General features: G+C 74.3%; 19 protein-coding genes. 10 read left to right on the forward strand and 9 right to left on the reverse strand.

The genetic code is table 11. The features are described 5' to 3' along the window. Nucleotides 1–1,110 carry a VIT1/CCC1 transporter family protein gene (locus tag Voc01_RS35715; RefSeq protein WP_203932077.1) on the reverse strand — a complete coding sequence of 370 codons (1,110 nt, stop codon included), beginning with the start codon at nucleotides 1,108–1,110 and terminating at the stop codon, nucleotides 1–3. A 253-nt stretch (nucleotides 1,111–1,363) separates the two neighbouring features. On the opposite strand from Voc01_RS35715, the gene Voc01_RS35720 reads away from it, so the two are divergent. From Voc01_RS35720 to Voc01_RS35730, 3 genes are read left to right on the forward strand one after another with little or no spacing between them, the layout of a single operon-like run. Further along, nucleotides 1,364–1,765, forward strand: a complete 402-nt coding sequence (locus Voc01_RS35720) for a hypothetical protein (protein ID WP_203932078.1) — start codon at nucleotides 1,364–1,366, stop codon at nucleotides 1,763–1,765. A gap of 2 nt (nucleotides 1,766–1,767) precedes the next feature. Further along, complete coding sequence (locus Voc01_RS35725; protein ID WP_203932079.1) at nucleotides 1,768–3,870, forward strand: bifunctional polysaccharide deacetylase/glycosyltransferase family 2 protein; 2,103 nt, start codon at nucleotides 1,768–1,770, stop codon at nucleotides 3,868–3,870. Between the two features lie 23 nt (nucleotides 3,871–3,893). After that, nucleotides 3,894–4,691 carry a hypothetical protein gene (locus Voc01_RS35730; protein ID WP_203932080.1) on the forward strand — a complete coding sequence of 266 codons (798 nt, stop codon included), beginning with the start codon at nucleotides 3,894–3,896 and terminating at the stop codon, nucleotides 4,689–4,691. Between the two features lies 1 nt (nucleotide 4,692). On the opposite strand, the gene Voc01_RS35735 is transcribed toward Voc01_RS35730, so the two are convergent. Then, nucleotides 4,693–5,067, reverse strand: coding sequence for a nuclear transport factor 2 family protein (locus Voc01_RS35735; RefSeq protein ID WP_203932081.1), 375 nt, complete (start codon nucleotides 5,065–5,067; stop codon nucleotides 4,693–4,695). Between the two features lie 60 nt (nucleotides 5,068–5,127). On the opposite strand from Voc01_RS35735, the gene Voc01_RS35740 reads away from it, so the two are divergent. Then, a complete protein-coding gene (locus Voc01_RS35740) occupies nucleotides 5,128–5,724 on the forward strand; it encodes a TetR/AcrR family transcriptional regulator (RefSeq protein WP_203932082.1) in 597 nt (198 codons plus the stop codon). Between the two features lie 59 nt (nucleotides 5,725–5,783). Here the strand turns inward: Voc01_RS35740 and Voc01_RS35745 are convergent, their stop codons facing one another. Genes Voc01_RS35745 through Voc01_RS35755 form a run of 3 tightly spaced genes read right to left on the reverse strand, consistent with a single transcriptional unit; the run spans nucleotide 5,784 to nucleotide 9,118 of the window. Continuing rightward, nucleotides 5,784–6,812 (reverse strand): HAMP domain-containing sensor histidine kinase, encoded by a 1,029-nt coding sequence (locus tag Voc01_RS35745; RefSeq protein WP_203932083.1) that lies wholly within the window; start codon nucleotides 6,810–6,812, stop codon nucleotides 5,784–5,786. Continuing rightward, the gene (locus Voc01_RS35750; protein WP_203932084.1) at nucleotides 6,809–7,468 is read right to left on the reverse strand and encodes a winged helix-turn-helix domain-containing protein; all 660 of its coding nucleotides are present in this window, start codon (nucleotides 7,466–7,468) and stop codon (nucleotides 6,809–6,811) included. The genes Voc01_RS35745 and Voc01_RS35750 overlap by 4 nt, the downstream gene beginning before the upstream one ends. Nucleotides 7,469–7,483: 15 nt before the next feature. After that, on the reverse strand, nucleotides 7,484–9,118 hold the full coding sequence (locus Voc01_RS35755; RefSeq protein WP_203932085.1) for a serine hydrolase domain-containing protein: 1,635 nt from the start codon (nucleotides 9,116–9,118) through the stop codon (nucleotides 7,484–7,486). 59 nt (nucleotides 9,119–9,177) lie between these two features. On the opposite strand from Voc01_RS35755, the gene Voc01_RS35760 reads away from it, so the two are divergent. After that, a complete protein-coding gene (locus Voc01_RS35760; protein ID WP_203932086.1) occupies nucleotides 9,178–9,684 on the forward strand; it encodes a GNAT family N-acetyltransferase in 507 nt (168 codons plus the stop codon). Here the strand turns inward: Voc01_RS35760 and Voc01_RS35765 are convergent. After that, a complete protein-coding gene (locus Voc01_RS35765) occupies nucleotides 9,667–10,884 on the reverse strand; it encodes an aminotransferase class I/II-fold pyridoxal phosphate-dependent enzyme (RefSeq protein ID WP_203932087.1) in 1,218 nt (405 codons plus the stop codon). The genes Voc01_RS35760 and Voc01_RS35765 overlap by 18 nt on opposite strands. Nucleotides 10,885–10,952: 68 nt before the next feature. Next, nucleotides 10,953–11,705 (reverse strand): N-acetyltransferase, encoded by a 753-nt coding sequence (locus tag Voc01_RS35770; RefSeq protein ID WP_203932088.1) that lies wholly within the window; start codon nucleotides 11,703–11,705, stop codon nucleotides 10,953–10,955. A 139-nt stretch (nucleotides 11,706–11,844) separates the two neighbouring features. Here Voc01_RS35770 and Voc01_RS35775 point away from each other — a divergent pair, with 139 nt between their 5' ends. Then, nucleotides 11,845–14,853 (forward strand): putative bifunctional diguanylate cyclase/phosphodiesterase, encoded by a 3,009-nt coding sequence (locus Voc01_RS35775; protein WP_203932089.1) that lies wholly within the window; start codon nucleotides 11,845–11,847, stop codon nucleotides 14,851–14,853. Nucleotides 14,854–14,856: 3 nt separating this feature from the next. On the opposite strand, the gene Voc01_RS35780 is transcribed toward Voc01_RS35775, so the two are convergent. Further along, nucleotides 14,857–15,174 carry a hypothetical protein gene (locus Voc01_RS35780; RefSeq protein ID WP_203932090.1) on the reverse strand — a complete coding sequence of 106 codons (318 nt, stop codon included), beginning with the start codon at nucleotides 15,172–15,174 and terminating at the stop codon, nucleotides 14,857–14,859. A gap of 123 nt (nucleotides 15,175–15,297) precedes the next feature. On the opposite strand from Voc01_RS35780, the gene Voc01_RS35785 reads away from it, so the two are divergent. Further along, the gene (locus tag Voc01_RS35785) at nucleotides 15,298–17,280 is read left to right on the forward strand and encodes a beta-galactosidase (RefSeq protein WP_203932091.1); all 1,983 of its coding nucleotides are present in this window, start codon (nucleotides 15,298–15,300) and stop codon (nucleotides 17,278–17,280) included. Here the strand turns inward: Voc01_RS35785 and Voc01_RS35790 are convergent. Beyond that, the gene (locus tag Voc01_RS35790; RefSeq protein WP_203932205.1) at nucleotides 17,263–17,568 is read right to left on the reverse strand and encodes a FadR/GntR family transcriptional regulator; all 306 of its coding nucleotides are present in this window, start codon (nucleotides 17,566–17,568) and stop codon (nucleotides 17,263–17,265) included. The genes Voc01_RS35785 and Voc01_RS35790 overlap by 18 nt on opposite strands. Before the next feature lie 238 nt (nucleotides 17,569–17,806). Between Voc01_RS35790 and Voc01_RS35795 the strand changes: the two genes are divergently transcribed. Genes Voc01_RS35795 through Voc01_RS35805 form a run of 3 tightly spaced genes read left to right on the forward strand, consistent with a single transcriptional unit; the run spans nucleotide 17,807 to nucleotide 20,257 of the window. Next, entirely contained in the window at nucleotides 17,807–18,142 is a 336-nt protein-coding gene (locus tag Voc01_RS35795; protein WP_203932092.1) for a YciI family protein, read from the forward strand. After that, nucleotides 18,139–19,356, forward strand: a complete 1,218-nt coding sequence (locus tag Voc01_RS35800; protein WP_203932093.1) for an RNA polymerase sigma factor — start codon at nucleotides 18,139–18,141, stop codon at nucleotides 19,354–19,356. Before Voc01_RS35795 ends, Voc01_RS35800 begins: the two co-directional genes overlap by 4 nt. Nucleotides 19,357–19,414: 58 nt before the next feature. After that, nucleotides 19,415–20,257, forward strand: coding sequence for an EAL domain-containing protein (locus tag Voc01_RS35805; protein ID WP_239160710.1), 843 nt, complete (start codon nucleotides 19,415–19,417; stop codon nucleotides 20,255–20,257). Nucleotides 20,258–20,343: the final 86 nt, after the last annotated feature.

A 20,343-nucleotide genomic window follows, 5' to 3' on the forward strand; every position in this document is an offset into this window, starting at 1 on the left:
TTACGCGACCGACACGCCGATCGCGTGTCCCACGCCGAACGTGACCGCGGCGGCCAGGCCACCGACCAGGAGCTGCCGGGCCGCCGACCGCACCGGCGAGCGGCCGTTGAGGGCGCCGATGCTCGCACCGACGCCGACCAGGGCCGCGGCGAACAAGGCGACCGCGACGACCAGCGCCGCCGTGCCGGCGGCGAACAGGTAGGGCACCACGACGACGAACGCACCGACGGCGAACGCGAGCAGGCTCGACCCGGCCGCCGACCAGGGCGAGCCGAGCGCCTGCGGGTCGAGGCCCAGCTCCTCGCGGGCGAGGGTGTCGAGCGCGACGTCGCGGTCGGCCATGAGCCGGTCGGCGAGCTGCTCCGCCTCGGCCTGCTCCAGCCCCTTGGCCCGGTAGAGCAGGACCAGCTCCTGCCGTTCCTCGTCCGGGTTCTCCGCGATCTCCAGCGCCTCGAGCTCCAGCTCCCGCTCGTACATCTCGCGCTGGCTGGCCATCGACACGTACTCGCCGGCCGCCATCGAGAACGCGCCGGCCAGCAGCCCGGCGACGCCGGCGAGCAGGATCACCGAGCGGGCCGCCCCCGATCCGGCGAAGCCCAGCACCAGCGCCGCGTTCGACACCAGGCCGTCGCTGACGCCGAACACGGCGGCGCGCACGGCACCCGAGCGGTCGCCCCGGTGCCGCCGTTCGCGGCCGACGATCTGCGCCCGCGGGTCGGTGCCGGGGTCGTGGATGAGCGCGGCGACGGTCTCGGCGTGTTCGCGCTCCTCGGCGGCCATCGCCGCCGTGGCGTCGGGGTCGGTGTCGTACCGGCCGGCGTCGTGCCGTTCGGCCCGCTCGACCAGGGGCAGGACCGCCCGGACCGACCACCACCCGGCGAGCAGGCCCAGGAGCCGGGTGCGGGCCGAGACCCGGGAGCGGGCCGGCACGGTCGCGCCGGCCCGCCGCAGCCGCGCCTCCCAGTGGGCCGCGTGACGGCGTTCGACGGCGGCCAGCTCGGTGAGGATGGCCCGACGTTCACCGGTCTCGACGGCGGCCAGCCGCTCGTACAGGGCGGCGGCGTCGCGTTCGCCGGCGAGCAGGGCCCGCCAGCGCCGGGTCTGGCGCATGACCATCACCTTAGGCCTTGTCCTGCCGATCATTGGCGGCCCGCGCCGGGCCCAGACGACGACCGGCGGCGTTGCGGCTTTGTCCCGATACGACACCGGTATCGGGACAAAGCCGCGCCTTGCCGGATCGCCGCCTGGACCTCGCCGCGGACCACCATGATCGGCAGGACAAGGCCTGGGCCGGTAACGCGTCGCCCGGTCGCGCCGCTTCTTTCCCTGTGCACGGGGCACGGGGTCGAGCGAAGGAGCGGTATTGATCCACAGCACACGGCCGGTGTTCGTCGACGTCAGCGGCCGCCGTCGCCGCCTGGTCACGGTGACCGGAGCCGGGGTGGGCATCGGCCTGGCGACGGCCCTCGCGGTGCTGGTGGCCAGCATGGTCATCGGCGCGTCGCCGCGGCCGCTGCCCGGCCTGCCCGCCGGCGGCCACGGTGAGCAGCCCGGCCCCGCGGCCGAGCCGCCGGTGGCGTCGGTCACCCCGTCGCGGTCCGACGCGATCACCCGGCCGCCGACGACCGCGCCACCGGTTCCGGCGGCGCCCGCGGCCCCGCCCGCCGTGACCACCGGACCGGGGACGACCCCGACCAGCCCCACCGCCCGTGGCAACCGGCCCACCGGGCAGCCGGGCAACCCCAGGCCGAGCCGGTCGAGGTAGCGATGGCACGGCACCTCACCCGCCGCCCACCGCGGGCGCACTGGCTGCTCCTGACCCTCGGCGCTCTCGCGCTGATGGCGGCCCTGGTCCTGCACGGAACGGTCAGCGGCGTCGGCGCGGAGGGCGCGCCGGTCACCGGGAGCGGTCCGCCGGCCGGTCTCGACCCCGCGGCGCCCGTCGTGCGGATCTCCGGCGACGGGACCGTTGGGGGCGCGGCGATGCCGGCCGGCACGGTCGCCCTGACGTTCGACGACGGACCCGACCCGCGCTGGACGCCCCGGGTGCTCGACGTCCTGCGCCGCCACGGGGCACGGGCCACGTTCTTCGTCGTCGGCGCCAAGGTCAACCGGTACCCCGACCTGGCCCGCCGGATCGTCGCCGAGGGCCACGAGCTCGGCGTCCACACGTTCACCCACGCCGACCTCGACGCGGTCCCGCGGTGGCGGCTCGACCTGGAGCTCGACCTGACCCGCAACGCGGTCGCGGCGGCCACCGGCCGGTCGGTCCGGCTGATGCGGCCGCCGTACTCCGGCACCCCGGAGGTGGCGTCGGCCCGGGACCTCGCCGCGATGCGGTCGGCGGCCGCGGCCGGCTACCTCGTGGTCCTCACCGACCGTGACACCGGTGACTGGCGGCGGCCCGGCGTCGACGCGATCGTCGCCGCCGCGTCGGGCCGGGCGCCGGGCGCGGGCGCCGTCGTGATGATGCACGACAGCGGCGGTGACCGGGAGCAGACCGTCACCGCGCTCGACCGGTTGCTCTCCACCCCGTCCGGTGCCCGGTACGTCACGGTGTCCGAGGGGCTCGGGATCGCGGACGCGGACCCCGCACCGGACGGCGACGTCGTCCGCGGCACCGCGCTGCGCTGGTCGCAGACCGCCGCCCGGTGGACCGTGACCACGATGGGCTGGCTCATGGTCGTGGCGGTGCTGCTGGCCGGCCTGCGGCTGCTGGTGCTCCTGCCGTCGGCGTGGGCGCACGCGCGGGCGTCCCGCCGCCGCCCCGACCGGCTCCGCTACGTCGGCACGGTGTCGGTGGTGGTGCCCGCGTACAACGAGGCGCTCAACATCGCCGGAACCGTGCGGTCACTGCTCGCCAACGACTACCCGGCGATCGAGGTCGTGGTCGTCGACGACGGGTCCACCGACGACACCGCCGCGATCGTGGAGGGGCTCGGGGTCACGCTCATCCGGCAGGTCAACCGCGGCAAGCCCACCGCCATCAACGCGGGTGTGCGCGCGGCCTCCGGCGGCGTGGTGGTGCTGGTCGACGGTGACACCGTGTTCGAGCCGGACACGATCGGCCGGCTGGTGCAGCCGTTCGTCGACCCGGAGGTCGGCGCGGTCAGCGGCAACGCGAAGGTGGCCAACCGCACCGGGATCCTCGGCCGGTGGCAGCACCTCGAGTACGTGGTCGGCTTCAACCTCGACCGGCGCATGTTCGACGTCGCCCGCTGCATGCCGACGATCCCGGGCGCGATCGGCGCGTTCCGCCGCCGCGTCCTGGCCGAGGTCGGCGGCGTGCCGTCGGACACGCTCGCCGAGGACACCGACCTCACGATGGCCGTGATCCGTGCCGGCTGGCGCGTCGTCCACCGCGACAACGCGATCGCCTGGACGGAAGTGCCGCTCACGCTGAAGCAGTTGTGGCGGCAGCGGTACCGCTGGTGCTACGGCACCATGCAGGCGATGTGGAAGCACCGGCGGGCGGTGCTGCGGCGGGGGGCCGAGGGCCGCCTCGGCCGGCGGGGGCTGACGTACCTGACGCTGTTCCAGATCCTGCTGCCGCTCACGGCTCCGGCCGTGGACGTGTTCGCCGTTTACGGCCTGCTGTTCGGGTCGTGGTCGCAGGTCCTCGGCGTGTGGTGCGGGTTCGTCGCGGTCCAGGCGGTCACGGCCGCGTATGCGTTGCGGTTGGACCGGGAGCCGCTCGGTCCACTGTGGACGGTGCCGCTCCAGCAGTTCGTGTACCGGCAGTTCCTCTACCTGGTGGTCGTCCAGTCGACGGTCGCGGCCCTTCTCGGCGGGCGGGAGCGGTGGCAGGCGATGGCCCGCACCGGCATCGGACCGCTGCCGGAGACACCCGCGCGGCGGCCGGCGTCGTGAGGTTCGCGCGCCGTCCGCCTCCGGTGTCCCGGCGGGACGCCGACCTCCTGCTGGACGGGACCCCGTCCGGCGGCGGGCCGGGTGGTTCCGCGGGCGCCGGTGGCGCGCACGCCGGGCTCGTGGAGCTGCTCGCCGTGGCGGCCGCTCCGCCGCGACCGGCCGAGCTCGCGGGCGAGGAGGCCGCGGTGGCCGCGTTCCGCCGTGGGTTCGACGCCCGTCCCGCGCGCCCGGCGGCGGTGGGTCCGGCGGGCGCCCGGCCGCGGCGGCGGGTCGCGGTCGTGGCGCTGTCCGTCGTGGTGGCGCTCGTCGGCGGGACCGCGTACGCGGCGGGAACCAGCCGCCTGCCCGACCCGGTGCAGCAGCGCCTCCACGAGGCCCTGTCGGGCATCGGCGTGCCCCCGCCCTCCCCGGATGCCCCACCGCCGTCGGCGGCATCACCGGCGACCTCGTCGGATCGCGCCCACCTGACGCTGCTGTGCCGCGCCTGGCAGTCGACGCGCACCACGCCGGGCGCGCCGCACATCGGTCCCGACGACCAACGCACGCTGGCGGCGGCCGCCGGCGGACCGAACCGCATCGCGGACTACTGCGCGACCCTGGCACCGACGCCGTCCGCCACACCGTCCGCGACGGCGGCGCCCGGCAGGCCCGGCAATCCCGGCAACCCCGACCCGGGCGCGCCGCCCGCCACGAAGCCGGGAACGCCACCGGTCACACCACCTGCCGCGCCGCCCGGGAACGGCAACCCCGGCGCACCCGCCGATCCCGGTAACGGCAACGGCAACGGCCAGAACAGGAAGGGCGTCGGGCCGGGCGGATGACCTACCCGGACGGGAGCGTCCGCGTGGCCTGGACGGCGCGGCGCAGCCGTCCGTCCTCGGCGAGCTCGCCGAACATGTAGATCTCCGAGGTGATCGTGCCGCCCTTGCGCAGGTCGGCGGTGAGCCGGTAGCGGGCGGCCACCTGGTCGCCGTCGACGAGGGCCTGCTGCACCTCGACACGCAGCCCGACGGCCCGCCGCCGGGCCGGGCGGATGTGGTCGAGCAGGCGTTGCCGGTCCAGGAGCACGCCGTCGTTGACCAGCTCGTAGTCCGGCGTGTGGTAGCGGTCGAGCACGGTCGCCGGGTCCTCGTCGCCCAGGCCGGCCTCGTGCGGGTAGCGGACCAGGTAGCCGGCCAGATCGGTACGCGGGGTCACGTCGTCTCCTTATCTTTGACAGTGTGTCAACGATAAGGCGGCTCCGGTAAGTTGGACAAGGTGTCAGGGGTAACGGGTGACCGGCGCCGCCGGCGGCGGGCGGACGCCGAGCGCAGCGCCGCCGCGGTCCTCGATGCCGCCGTCGAGGTCCTCGGCCGGCGCCCCGACGCGACCGTCGAGGAGATCGCCACCGCGGCGGGTGTCACCCGCCAGACCGTGTACGCCCACTTCCCGTCCCGGCCGCGCCTGGTCTCGGCCGTCGTCGACCGGATGACCGCGGAGGCGCTCGCCGCCCTCGACGCCGCCGACGTCGAGGGCCGGCCCGCCGTCGACGTCCTGCTGGACTGGCTCGACGTCACCTGGCGCCTGTACGACCGGTACCCGCTGGTCCGCCACCCCTCGGTGACCGCCGTCGACCCGGACGAGTCCGACCGTCAGCACGCCCCGGTCACCGCGCGCCTGGAGCGGCTGGTCCGACGCGGCCAGGCCGCCGGCGAGATCGACGGCACCCTCGGCGCGGCCTGGCTGGTGTCGGCCACCGTCGCGCTCGGCCATGCCGCCGGGGGCGAGGTGGCCGCCGGCCGGATGACCACCGCGCAGGCGGCGACCGCGATGCGCCACAGCGTCCTGCGCCTCTTCGGCACGGGCTCGGCCTGAGGCCAGCGGCGGAGCCTGAGGCCAGCGGCGGAGCCTGAGGCCAGCGGCGGAGCCTGAGGTCAGCGGCGGAGGCTGAGCCGGAACACGCAGCCGTCGCCGGTGGGGCCGGGGGAGACCAGGGTCAGCTCGCCCCCGTGCGCCAGCGCCACCTGCCGCGCGATCGGCAGGCCCAGCCCCGTGCCGCGGGTGTCGCCGCGGCCGCGCCAGAACCGCTCGAACACCCGGGGCTGCTGCTCGGGCGGGATGCCCGGGCCGTGGTCGGTGACGACGACGGTCACCTGGTGGTCGGCGGTCTCCACCGCCACCTCGACGGTGGTGCCGGCCGGTGCGTGGCGGACCGCGTTGTCCACGAGGTTGGCCACCGCCCGCCGCACCGTCGGCCCGTCGACCGCGCAGACCGCGCCGGCCCCCGGCGGGGCGACGACGACGGTGTCCGGAGCCGCCTCGGCCACGACGTCGCGGACCAGCGCCGCCACGTCGACGGGCACGCGGGTGACGCGGCGGGCCCGGCCCCGGGCGTCCACGAGCAGCTCGTCGATCGTCGTGCCGAGGCGGACGGCGGCGGCCCGGGTGGTCTCCAGCCCGCGCCGGTACACGTCGAGGGTCGGCCGGGGGTGGGCGAGAAGCACCTCGGCGTTGCTGACCAGCACGGCCAGCGGCGCGCGCAGCTCGTGGCTCGCCTCCTCGACCAGGCGGCGCTGGGTCTCGGCCGCGTCCTCGAGTCGGGCGAGCATCGCGTCGAAGCTGGCGGCCAGCGCGACGAGCTCCGTCGGGCCGTGGTCGAGGCCGATGCGCCGGCTCAGGTCGGTCGCCTCGATGTCCTCGGCCACCGTGCGCACCCGGTCGATGGGACGCACGGCGCGGCCGGCCCACCACCAGGCCAGCGCCGCGGCCACCGGTGCGAGCGCGAGGACCGTCCAGGTCAGCGGGGGCCACACGGGTCCGCTGCTGGCGACGGTGCCGACGCCCGCCTCGGTCTCGACGTCGGTGACCACGCCGACCCCGAACACGAGCAGCACCGGCATGTAGATCGCCAGGAACCCCAGCAGCGCTAGCCGGACCCGCAGCGACGCGAGGGCCGCCCTCACGCGGTCACCTCGAGCCGGTACCCGACGGCGGTGACCGTCGCGATCAGCGGCGGGTCGCCGAGCTTGCGCCGCAGCCGGCTGAGGATCACCCGCACCGACGCGGTGAACGGGTTGGCGTGGGCGTCCCAGACGTGTTCGAGCAGCGTCTCCGCGCTGAGGACCTGCCCGGGGTGGTGCATGAAGTACCGCAGCAGCGCGAACTCGCGGGAGGTCAGCTCCACCGGTGCGCCCGACCGCCACGTGCGGTGCGTCACGGGGTCCAGGGTCAGCTCGCCGACGGTCAGCATGGTGCCGTGCCCGTCGCCGCGGCGGGACAGCGCCCGCAGCCGGGCCAGCAGCTCGGCGAAGTGGAACGGCTTGACCAGGTAGTCGTCGGCGCCGGCGTCGAGGCCACCGACCCGGTCGGCGACCGCGTCGCGGGCGGTCAGCACCAGGAACCGCCGTGGCCGCCGCAGGTCGGACCGCCGCACGAGGTCGAGGCCGTCGCCGTCGGGCAGGCCGAGGTCGACGCAGGCCACGTCGTAGTCGACGGTCGTGAGCAGCTCCTCGGCCCGCGCGTACGTGCCGGCGACGTCGACGGCGTACGACTCGTTGCGCAGGCCGAGCGCCACGATCGCGGCGAGCTCGGCGTCGTCCTCGACGAGCAGGATGCGCATGGCGGGCCTCTCCGGTCAGCCGGCCCGGCGGGCGGTGACCTGCCCGGCCGGCGTGGTGAGGGTCAGCCGGTCGGTGCCGACGTCGACGGTGACATCGGGGCCGGTGCCGGACGGGTCGTCCGGACGGTACCGGGTGCCGCCGACCGGGACGAGGGCCAGTGCCGGGGGCGGCGTCGGCAGCTCGACGCCGTCGATGGTGCCGTGGTCGTCGACGGCGTACCAGCCGAGGAGCGCCTTTCCGCCGAACCGCACCGTCACGTAGGTGCGGGTCTCGCCGTCGGCGACCAGCGTCCCGGCGAGGTCCACGCCGGTGACCGCGCCGTGCTCGCGTTCCAGGGTCCTGCGTTCCTCGCGGCCCTCGCCGGTCCGCCCGGCGAGCAGGTCGAGGACGCGCTGCTCGTGGGCGCGGAACGCGGCGGCGCGTCCGCCCGGCGGGAACAGCGCGGCGACCGCGTCGGCGCCGGTCGCCGTGACCGTCGGGCGCCCGTCCGCGGCGGTGACCCCGAGCGTGCCGCCGGTGTCCAGCCGGTACGTGCCGACGGCCCGGGTGAGGTCGGCGCCGGCCGCCGGTGCCGACGGGGTCGGCAGGTCGCCGCCGCCGACCAGCGCCCGGATCGTCGCCGCGAGCACCTTCTCGGCCGTCAGGACCGGCCGGTTCGACGCGATCACGATGGCCCGCTCCCGCTGCGGCACCCACACGGCGGCCACGTCGTGCCCGACGTCGCCGCCACCGCCGGCGATCGCCACGACCGGCGTGCCGAACACCGCGGCGTCGAACGCGACCATGCCGTTGAGGGCGTGGGAGCGCCCCTCGCCGACGTCGACGCCGGTACCGGGCGCGGGCGCCGACCTCATCCAGGTGGCCAGCTGCCGGGGGGTCATGGCGAGCGAGCCGTTGCCGTCGAGCGCCCAGTGCGGTCCGGTGAAGTCACCCGCCTGACCGGGTCCGCCGTCGTCGAGGTAGCCGGTCGCGCGCGGTCCGGGTGCGGCCGGCTCGCCGTCCCAGAACCGGCCGCCCGTCGAGGCGAGCGTGTACTCGCGGTACGACATGCCCGACACCGCCTCGATGACGATCGCGAGCAGCGTGTACCCGGCGTTGCTGTACGCGTGGCCGGTGCCGGGCGGGAACGACAGCGGGAGCCGGTTGACCGCGGCGACCGCCGCGTCGCGGGTCAGCGGCCGGTGGTCGGCGCCGAGCGTGCCGGCGAGGCCGCTGGTGTGCAGCAGCAGGTGCCGCACCGTCGCCGCCGAGACCGGACCGGTGACCTCCGGCAGGAGCGAGCCGACCGTCGCGTCGAGGGAGAGCCGCCCCTCGTCGGCGAGCCGCAGGACGCTGGCCGCGGTGAACGCCTTGGTGACCGACCCGATGCTGTACACCGTGTCGGCGGTGTTGCGGGCGCCGGTGCGCTGGTTCGCCGACCCGTAGCCGGCGAGGCAGTCGAACCGGCCGGCCGTCGAGATCGCGACGGCACCGCTGAACCCGGCCCGCGACCACGCGCGGAACGCCGCGTCCAGCGCCGGGTCGCAGGTGCCGGCCGCAGGCGCGCCCCCGCCTTCCGGACCATCGTCGACGGTGCAGGCGGCGAGCGTTCCCCCGGCGACCGCGCCCGCCGCGACGACGAGCGCCACCAGGATGTGTCCCAGCTTCATGAGACCGGAACGTAGGAGCACCCCTGCGAACCTGATGTAAACGGCGCCACGATGGGGCGGTGGAGACCGTGCGCCTGATCCCGTACACCGGTGCCGACCTGGCGTTGACCGTGGCGCTCGAGGGCGACCCCACCGTCAAGGCGGACCTCGGTGGCCCGATCGGGCCGGCGGAGGCGGAGCGGATCCACCGGCACCGGCTGGAACGGATGGGCCACGGCGACCTGTTCTTCACGATCGTGCCGGACGGGGCGCGTGGGCCGGTCGGGATCGCGGCGCTGTTCGAGACCGCGTGGGGCGACGGCGTGATCCGCGAGGCCGGGGTGATGCTGCTACCGCAGGCGCAGCGGGGCGGGCTCGGGCTGACGGCGCTGCGGATGCTCACCGAACGGGCGCGCGAACTTCCCGAAACGGCACAGGTGCACGGGTTCACGGCGGTGACCAACAGGGGCGGCAACGAGCTGTGCCGCCGGCTCGGGTGGCGGTCGCTGGGGGAGTGCGACCTGGACTACGAGGGCCGCCCGGTGCGGTGCCACCACTGGGTGTTCGACCTACCCGGCCGGGCGTAGGTCCGGCGCCATCGAGGTCAGCGTGTCCAGCAGCGTGTCGACCTGGGCGTCGGTGTTCGCCGCGGTCACCTGGATGCGGAAGCCGACCTGGTCGCGCGGCACGCCCGGGTACGGGGCGAGCGTCACGTAGATCCCGCGTTCCAGCAGCGACCAGCCGACGGCCTCCAGGCCGTCGGCGTCGCGCAGCGGGATCTGGACCAGCGGGAACCCGGACGTGTTCGGCGTGTGGACGCCCAGCCGGCGGAGGTGGTCGAGGATCCGCGCGGTCATCCGGTGCAGCCGGGCCCTCAGCGCGTCGCCGCGGTCGGCGTTGATGTCGATCCCGGCGAGCACCGAGGCCAGCGCGGCCGTGGAGGTCGGGCCGGAGAACAGGTACGTCGGCGCGGTGACCTGCAGCCGCCGCTTGACCGCCGGCGGGCAGGCGACGAACGCGAGCATCGACGAGTACGCCTTGGAGAACCCGCTGACCAGGACGATGTTCTCGTAGGTCTGGCCCTGGTGACGCACGATCGCGTTGCCCCGCGCGCCGTACGGGGAGGACTCGTCGCGCCGCCGCTCGCCGATCACGCCGAAGCCGTGGGCGTCGTCGACGTAGAGCAGGGCGTCGTGGTCGCGGCACACCCGGGCGAACGCGGCGAGGTCGGGCGCGTTGCCGGTCATGCTGTTCACGCCGTCCATGCACACGAGCTTCGCCGCCCGGGCCGGTGCCGTCCGCAGCTGCCCGGACAGGGCGTCGAGGTCACCGGCCGGGAAGCGGTGCAGGGTGGCGCCGAGGCCGCGGGCGAAGACGCAGCCGTCGTAGACCGTGCGGTGGGCCTGCCGGTCCAGGAAGATGTGACCACCGTCGGCGAGCACGGGGATCGCCGACAGGTGGATCTGGCTGATCGTCGGCAGCGCGAGCACGTCGGGCGCGCCGAGGAGCTCGGCGACCCGCTCCTCGATCAGCGGGTACAGCCGCGGGCTGCCGAGCATCCGCGACCAGCTCGGGTGGGTGCCCCACCGGCGGACCTGCTCGTCGATCGCCGTGGCGACGTCGGGTTCGAGGTCGAGGCCGAGGTAGTTGCACGACGCGAAGTCGATCAGCCAGCGCGGCCCGATGCGGATGCGTCGACCGTCGATCTCGTCGATGACCTGGTCCCACAGGCCGACCCGTTGCAGGCGGGCGATGCTGTCCGTTCCGGCCTTCGCGGGCTGATCCATGTTCACAGTCTGCGAAAACGTGATTACGAAACGCAACGTCGTCCCGAGTTGTGAACCGTGGTTGCGTGTTATCGGGGTGACAGACGGTGCCGGACCCAGACGTTCGGCTCGACGTACGACGCGACCCCGGCGACCGTGTCGCACTGCACCGGGACGAAGCCGCCCGGCACCTCGACCGGCCCGCTCTCGGCGAAGGGAAGCCCGGTCCAGCGCCGCCACTCGTCCAGCGTGCCGGTGATCGTCATCGACGACGGCGCCAGGCCGACGATCTCACCGCCGGCACGCACGTGCACCCGTAGCCACGGGTCGACCGGCAGGCCGTCCTCGCGGGTCCACGCCATGTAGTCGGCCATCGGCATCCGGGGGTGCTCGTGCTTGCGGGTCGGTCGGGCCGGCACCACCAGCTCGGAGTACCCGAGCCGCGCGCCGTTGTCGCAGGCGACGGTCATCAGCCGCGGCGACAGGCCGGTCCCGCGCAGCTGCGGCCGCACCACGGCGAACAGCGCGGCGACCCGGTCGCCGCGGCGGCCGGCCACCGCGTCGGCGGCCGCGCTGAGCAGCACCGCGTCGTAGCCGCCGGGCGGCAGCTCTCCATCGGGGGACCCGGTGAACGGCATCGTGCAGGTCATGCCGACCGGCGCGGGGACACCGGGGTCGACGGCCATGACGGTGAACTCCGGGTGCCGCTCGATCAGCCCGACGAACAGCGCGTTGGACACCGGGTCCTGGTACAGGAACTCGGCCACGGTGTCGTCGGGGAAGTCGGTGACGTACCGGAACAGGTCCGGCCGGTCGGCGATCGTCACGAACTCGAGGTCCATCAGGCACATCTACCTCATGGAACGTCTGCCGGCACGTGGATCACGCCGTCGGACCGCCCGCCCGCGAAAACCGCTCAACCCCCTCCACAAGCCGCCGACGGGGAGATGGACCGCGCAACGGGGGGCAAGAGGGGCGCACATGTCGAAACGTGGGCTCTGGATCTACGGAGCCTGGACGACCACGCTGACCGTGCTCTACCTGCTGCTGCCCGAGTACGGCCTGCCGCTGCTGCTCGCGGTCATGCTGACCACCACGACGGCCGTCGCGGTCGGGGTGCGGCGCAACCGCCCGCGGCGCTGGCTGCCGTGGGCGCTCATCGGCGGCGCCACGTTCGCGTTCGGCACCGGCAGCATCACCGCGGTGGTGCTCAGCGAGGTGCTGCACCTCACCGCGTTCCCGTCCTGGGCCGACGGCATCTTCCTCGGCGTCTTCATGCCGATGCTGTTCCTCGGCCTGTTCGGCCTGACCCGCTCCGGTGCCGCGATCCGTGACCGGGCCAGCATGATCGACGCGCTGATCCTGACGGCGGCGGCCGCGTTCCTGTCGTGGGTGTTCCTCGTCAACCCGTACCTGGTCAATCCCCAGCTCAGCTCCCTGGAGAAGGGGATCTCGATCGCGTACCCGATGTACGACGTGCTCATCCTGGCGCTGTTCGCCCGGATCGCCATCGGTACGGCCCGGACCCCCAGCGTCATGTTCCTGCTGATCTCGGGGACGTCGCTGCTCGCCGCCGACGTGATGTACGGGCTGAGCCAGCTCAACGGCGACTGGCAGCTCGGCGGACCGGTCGACGTCGGGTGGCTGCTGTTCTACGCGGCCGCCGGCGCGGCGGCGCTCCACCCGTCGATGGTCGAGCTCACCGAACCGAAGGTGCTCGGGCACCAGCAGATCGCCGCCCGGCGCGTCGTCCTCGGCGTGGCGTCGCTCGCCGCGCCGGCCGTGCTGTTCGTCGAGGCGCTGAGCGGGCCGGTGCACGACGGTGTCGTGATCGCGGTCGGGTCGGCGCTGCTGGTCCTGCTCGCGATCACCCGCATGTCGGTCGTCGCGAGCAGCCTGACCCGCAGCCTGACCCGCGAGCGCGAGCTGCGGCTGGCGTGCGAGGCGCTGCTGTCCACGACCGACCCGTCAGCGCTGCGCGAGGTCATGATCTCCGCCGTGGCGCGGCTGCTGCCACCGGACGCGCCGCACCGGGTCGTCCTGGAGCTGAACGGCGTGGGGGACAGCGACGTCGAGATGGCCATGCGGTACACGCGGACGCTGCCGCCCGACCTGGCCGCCCGGCTCGGTGACGTCGAGCTGGCCCTGCACTGCCCGCTGTCGGTCGGACGCCGCCACGTCGGTGACCTGTACGTCGCCGCCGACGAAACCGCGCTGGTCGGTCTGCAGGACGCCGTGCCCGTGCTGGCCGGGCAGGCCGCGAGCATGGTCCAGACGATCAGCCTCAACCGCGAGATCAACCGGCGCGACAGCGAGGCGTACTTCCGCACGCTCGTGCTCCACGCCGCCGACGTCATCGTCATGGTCGACAGCGGGAACCTGGTCACCTACGCCAGCCCGTCCGCCGGCACCGTCCTCGGCCGTTCCGACCTGGTCGGCACCGACCTGCTCGCCCTGGTCGACCCCGACGACCGCGACCGGCTCGCCGCGACCGTCGACGCGGTGCGCGCCGGCGGCGGCGCGACCGACGCCACCGCGCTCGGCATGCGCCGCGGCGACGGCGAGCGGGCCGAGATCGAGCTGTCCATCCGCGACCTGCGCCACGAACCGACCGTCGGCCAGCTCGTGCTGACCATGCGCGACGTCACCGAGCGGCGCCGGCTCGAACGCGAGCTGCTGCGCCGCGCGTACCTGGACCAGCTGACCGGCCTGGGCAACCGGCTGCGGTTCCAGGACGCGGTCGAGGAGGCCGTGGCCCAGGCCGGGGAGACGGGTCTCGTGGCCGGTGTGCTCGTGCTCGACGTCGACGACTTCAAGGTCGTCAACGACAGCATGGGCCACGCGGTCGGCGACCAGCTGCTCATCGAGATCAGCCGGCGCGTGGTCGACGCCCTGCCCGAGCGGGCGACCGTCGCCCGGCTCGGCGCCGACGAGTTCGGCGTGGTGTTCCCCGGCGCCATGGACACCGGGCAGATCGAGGTGGCCGTCGACACCGTGATGGCCGCCTTCACCGAACCGTTCCTGGTCAGCCACAGCGTGGTGACGGTGAACACGAGCGTCGGTGTCGCCACCACGGAGGACGCCGCCAGTACCGAGCAGCTGCTGAGCCAGGCCGACCTGGCGCTGGACACCGCGAAGAGCGCCGGCAAGGGCCGGTGGCGCCGGTACGAGGCGTCGCTGCACAACCAGGTCATCAAGCGCATGCAGATCCGCACCGACCTCGACCAGGCGATCGCCGACGGCGCGTTCCTGCTGAACTACCAGCCGATCGTCGACCTGGGCACCGGGGTCACCCGCGGCCTGGAGGCGCTGGTGCGGTGGCACCACCCGACCCGGGGGATGATCCCGCCGCTGGAGTTCATCGAGGTGGCCGAGGAGTCCGGGCTGATCGTGCCGCTGGGCACGTGGGTGATGCGCAACGCGATCGCGACGGCGGCCACGTGGATGGCGCTGCGTCCGGAGGACCCGCCGTACGTCAGCGTCAACGTGTCGGTCCGCCAGTTCCGCACCCCCGACTTCGTGGAGCGCGTGCTGGCGGACCTGGCGGAGGCGGGCCTGCCGCCGCGCCTGCTCACCGTGGAGATCACCGAGAGCCTGCTCCTCGGCGACGACGAGAAGGTCCACGCCGACATCGGCCGGCTCCGGCAGGCCGGCATCAGGGTGTCCATCGACGACTTCGGCACCGGCTACTCGTCGCTGAGCTACCTACACCGGGTGCCCGTCGACACGCTGAAGCTCGACAAGTCCTTCGTCGACACGATCTCGACCTCGGCGCGCCAGCTCGACCTCGTCCGCGGCATCATCCGGCTGGCGCAGACCCTGGAGATCGCCGTGGTCGCCGAGGGCATCGAGACGGCCACCGACCGCGCGCTGCTCATCGACGCCCGCTGCGGCTTCGGCCAGGGCTACCTGTTCGCCCGCCCCATGCCGCGCGACGAGGTCGACGCGTGGCTGTCGACGGACCTGCCGCAGGCCGCCGGCGCCCGGTAGGCGTCAGCAGGCGCCGGCCGTGTCCCTCACGAAGTACCGCAGGGTGACGTAGTTGGTCGACTCGCCGACCTTCACCGCCTGCTGCGCCGGAACGCAGACCTGCCGTTCGAACGTCGACGGCAGACCGTAGGCCTGCTTGTACACGTTGGCGAGCACGCCCTGTGCGGTGCAGTTGCCGTAGTAGAACCGCCGGTGGTACTGGCCGCTGTCGCCGGCCTCGGTGTAGTTGCCGCACGTGACCGCGGCGGCGGCCGGTGCCGCGGGGACGAGCGTGGCCGCCACGGCGAGCGTGGCGAACGTGAGTGCTGTCAGTCGCTTCATGCGAGCCATCAACCCACGGCGGCCGGGACCGGTCGACCCCTGAAGACCGGTCGGGGTGGTCGGGGTGCGGCGGGCCACCGGCTACGCTCCTCTGCCACGTCGTCCAGACCAACGGGAGCATCGATGGACATTCCTGGGGGCCGGCTCGCCTTCGGCGGCGACTACAACCCGGAGCAGTGGGACGAGCCGGTCTGGGAGGAGGACGTCCGGCTGATGGGGGAGGCCGGCGTCACGATGGTGACGCTGGGTGTGTTCTCGTGGGGGAGCCTGGAGACCGCCGACGGCGCGTTCGACTTCGGCTGGCTCGACCGGGTCGTCGACCTGCTGCACGCCGGTGGCATCGCCGTCGACCTGGCCACACCCACGGCGTCCCCGCCGATCTGGCTCCACCAGGCGCACCGCGAGGTGATCCCGGTGTCGCGCACCGGCATGCGGTACTGGCAGGGCGGCCGGCTGATGTTCTGCCCGAGCTCGCCGGTGTTCCGCCGCTACGCGCTACGGATCGTGGCGAAGCTCGCCGAGCGCTACGGCACCCACCCGGCGGTGCGGATGTGGCACGTGTCCAACGAGCTCGGCGGCGGCAACCGGCACTGCTACTGCGACGGGTCGGCCGCGGCGTTCCGGCGCTGGCTCGCCGCCCGGCACTCCAGCGTCGAGGCGATGAACCGCGCCTGGGGGACCGCATTCTGGGGACACCGCTACGGCGGCTTCGACGAGGTGCTGCCGCCACTGGACAGCGAGTCGGCCCAGAATCCCGGCCTGCTGCTGGACTTCGACCGGTTCAGCTCCGACGCGCTGCTGGAGCACTACCTCGCCGAGCGCGACGTGCTCGCGGCGACCGGCCTCCCGGTCACCACGAACTTCATGGTCGGCACCGGGCCCGACGTCGTCGACTACGCCCGGTGGACGCCGCACGTCGACGTGGTGACCAACGACCACTACACGCGGTCGACCGACCCGCTGCGGCACGTGGAGCTGGCGTTCGCCGCCGACCGGACCCGGGGGCTGGACACCGGCCGGCCGTGGCTGCTGATGGAGCACTCGACCAGCGCGGTCAACTGGCAGCGGCGCAACCGGTCCAAGGAGCCGGGCGAGCTCGTCCGCAACAGCCTGGCGCACGTGGCCCGCGGCTCCGACGGCGCGATGTTCTTCCAGTGGCGCGCCTCCACCGCGGGCGCCGAGCAGTTCCACTCGGGGATGGTGCCGCACGCCGGCACCCGGTCGAAGGTCTGGCGCGAGGTGTGCGAGCTCGGCGCGGTGCTCGGCCGCCTCGCGGAGGTCCGCGGCTCGCGCACCACCGCCGACGTCGCGCTGCTCTACGACGACGAGGCCGGCTGGGCCTGGAACGCCGGGCAGAAGCCGCACCACGACCTGCCCCTGCCGCACGCGGCCCGCGACTGGCACCGGGCGTTGTGGCGGCACGGGATCACCGTCGACGTCGTGCCGCCGTGGACCGACCTCGACCGGTACGCGGTCGTGGTGGTCCCGGCGCTGTTCCTGGCCTCCGACGACACCGCGCGGGCGGTCGCGGCGGCGGCCGACCGCGGCGCGACGGTCGTCGTGACCTACCTGTCGGGGATCGTCGACCCGACCAACCGGGTCCGCGCCGGCGGCTACCCGGGCGCGTTCCGCGACCTGCTGGGCGTGTTCGTCGAGGAGTTCCACGTGCTCCTCGACGGCGATGAGGTCGCGTTGAGCGACGGGTCGACGGCCACCGACTGGACCGAGCACGTGCACGCCGACGACGCCGAGGTGCTCGCCCGGTTCGCGTCGGGGCCGCTGGACGGGCTGCCCGCGGTGACCCGCCGCGCGGTCGGCGCCGGCGCGGCCTGGTACGTCGCGGCCCGCCTCGACGACGGGGGGCTCGACCGGATCGTGGCCGACCTCCCGGTCACCCCGGTGGTGCCGCCGCAGGACGGCCTCGAAGCGGTCCGTCGCGTCGGCGACGACGGCACCTACCTGTTCGTCCTCAACCACAGCGACGTCGAGCGGACCGTACCGGCCCGGGGACACGACCTGGTGACCGGCGGCGCCGTCGACGGAACCCTGCGGGTGCCGGCCGGTGGCGTCGCCGTGGTGAAGGAGGCCCTACAGGGCGCCCCGTAGCCACTCCTCGACACCGGCGACGTGCACCGTCGCCCACGAGCGGGCGATCTCGGGCTGCCGGGCCGCGATCGCGTCGACGATCGCGTTGTGCTGCTCGCGGGTCTTGTCGACGGCGTTCTCCTGGGTGAGGCCGCGCCAGATGCGGGCCCGCGTGGTCGGGCCGGAGAGGCCGTCGATGAGCGAGCACAGCACGTTGTTGCCGGAGCCTGCCGCGATGCGCCGGTGGAACTCCAGGTCGTTGGCGACCAGCGCGTCGATGTTCGGGTCGTCGCCGGGCTCGTCGAGCAGCGCACCACCACGTAGGCGGCGGAGTAGTCGGGGTCGGGGTTCATCGCGTCGGAGCCGTCGAGGTCCCGGGACGTCGGAAACCGGATGTCGTAGGTGGCCAGCTCGACGATCCGCAGACCTCGCGGGATCGGGCGGTTAGACGTCCGAGGTCTAAAGCCGTCCTCCGCGTGTCCGATCCGGGCGGTGGCGTTCGTGGAGAGGATGACGGGAAGCCACCGCAGAACAGGAGACGGTTCCCATGACGCACTACCTGATGTCCGTGCTCGACGACACGTCCGACTCGGCCACCCCGGAGGAGATGACCGCGATCGACGCGTACAACGACAGCCTGCGGGCCGGGGGCCACTGGGTCTTCGCCGGCGGGCTCGCGTCGCCGACCACCGCCACCGTCGTCGACGGCCGGGGCGACGGGCCGGTGTTCACCGACGGGCCCTACCTGGAGTCGAAGGAGTTCGTCGGTGGGTTCTGGGTCATCGAGGCGCCCGACCTCGACGTGGCGCTGCGCCTGGCCGCGGCCGGGTCGAGGAGCTGCAACCGGAGGGTCGAGCTCCGCCCGTTCCAGGGGGTGGCGTGACCGACGCCCTCACCCGGGTCCACCGCGAGGAGTGGGCCCGGGTGGTCGCCACCCTGATGCGGCGCTTCGGCGACCTGGACCTCGCCGAGGAGATGACCGCCGAGGCGTTCGCCACCGCCGTCGAGCGGTGGCCGGTCGACGGCGTCCCGCCGAACCCGGGCGGCTGGCTGACCACCACCGCCCAGCGCCGGGCCATCGACCGCCTGCGCCGCGAGGCCAGACGCCGGGACAAGCACCGGGAGGCGCTGATGCTGTCCGACACCGACACCCCCGAGCCGCTCGGCGCCATCGACGACGACCGCCTGCGCCTCGTGTTCACCTGCTGCCACCCGGCCCTGGCCATGGAGACGCGGGTCGCGCTGACCCTGCGGATGGTCGGCGGGCTCACCGTCCCGGAGATCGCCCACGCGTTCCTGGTGCAGGAGCCCGCGATGGGCCGCCGGATCACCCGGGCCAAGGAGAAGATCAGGGCGGCGCGGATCCCGTACCGGGTCCCGGCGCGGGAGGACCTGCCGGCGCGCGTGACCGGCGTGCTCGCGGTCCTCTACCTGATCTTCAACGAGGGCTACCTCGCCTCCGGCCCGGATTACGGCGCGGTCCGCGCCGACCTCACCGGCGAGGCGATCCGGCTGACCCGGCTGGTCCGCGACCTGATGCCCGACGACGGCGAGGTGGCCGGCCTCCTCGCGCTGATGCTGCTCACCGAGGCCCGCCGGGCCGCGCGGGTGTCGGCCGGCGGCGAACTGGTCACCCTGGACGAGCAGGACCGCGGCGCCTGGGACCGCGCGCTCATCGCCGAGGGCCACGCGCTGGTCCGGGCCCGGCTCGCCTCCGGCGAGGCGCCCGGGCGGTACCAGGTCCTCGCCGCGATCAACGCGGTCCACACCGACGCCCGCGACGTGCGCGACACCGACTGGTCGCAGGTCGTCGCGCTGTACGACCGGCTGGTCCGCCTCGACCCCACGCCGATCGTGCGGCTCAACCGCGCGATCGCGGTGGCCGAGCTCGACGGCCCGGAGGTCGCGCTGGCCGAGGTCGACGGGCTGCCGCTGGAGGGCTACCACGCCTTCCACGCCACCCGCGCCGCGCTGCTGCGCAGGCTGGGCCGCAGCGCCGAGTCGCGGGCGGCGTACGACCGGGCCATAGAGCTGGCCGGCAACACCGCCGAGACGGCGTACCTCACCCGCCGCCGCGACCAGCTGGCCGACGTCTGAGCTCCGCACCCCCGCGGCCGATGGCATGGGCGCCGGTACACGGACCGGAACCCGACGGATGAGCCGCCAGACGCCAGCTGGGCGCCGCCTGCTGTGGCTTCTGGGCGTGCTGGTCCTGGTGAACACCGTCGTGTCCGGCACGGAGGTGGGGCTCGGGCCGCTGGTGCCGCGGCCGGTCGGCCACCTGGTCAACCCGACGGCCGCCGCCCTCGCCGCGGTGATGATGGCGTTCATCGCGGCCGCGTTCGTCGTGCGGCCGGGTCACCTCGTCACGTCCGTCGCGGTGTTCGACCCGTTGTGGACCGGGCTGCAGACGGCCGGCGCGGTGCTGATGAGCTGGTCGCTGCTGCGGCTGCCGCTGGGCCTGCGCTCACGGGTCGCCGCCCTGATCGGCGGGTTCGGCTCGGCGGTCACGGTGCTGCTGACGACCCGGCCGGACGTCGACGCGCAGGTCCTGATCTACCCGGTGGCGTCGCTGGCGACCGCGATCAGCGCGTACTGCCACCTGTCCGGGGGCGTCGTGACCGGCGGCGCGCGGCGTCGCACCGCCGGCACAGCGTGCTGCCGTACACCGGCGCGCCAGCTCCAACGCGACGACTTCGGCACCGGCCAGTCCACCCTGAGCCTGCTGGCGACCTGCCCCGCCGACAGCATCAAGCTCGACCGCTCGTTCGTGCCAGGCCCGGGCGCCGACGCGATCGCCGGTGCGGTGATCCAGCTCGCCCGCGCCCTGGACATCGGGGCCGTCGCCGAGGGCGTCGAGACCGCCGAGCACGTGCGCGCCCTGCTCGGCCTCGGCTACCGGGTGGGGCAGGGCTACCACTTCGCCCGTCCCATGCCGGCCGCGGAGCTGGAGGAGCGGCTGGCGCGCACCCGAGACGGGCTGGCCGCGTCCCGCTGACCGGCGCCGCAGCACCGCGTGGACCGCGACCAGCGGTGCGATGCCCACCGGATACCAGACCAGGTCGACGGCGTCGAACCGCACGC

The sequence above is a fragment of the Virgisporangium ochraceum genome, assembly GCF_016863655.1.
Lineage (GTDB): Bacteria > Actinomycetota > Actinomycetes > Mycobacteriales > Micromonosporaceae > Virgisporangium > Virgisporangium ochraceum.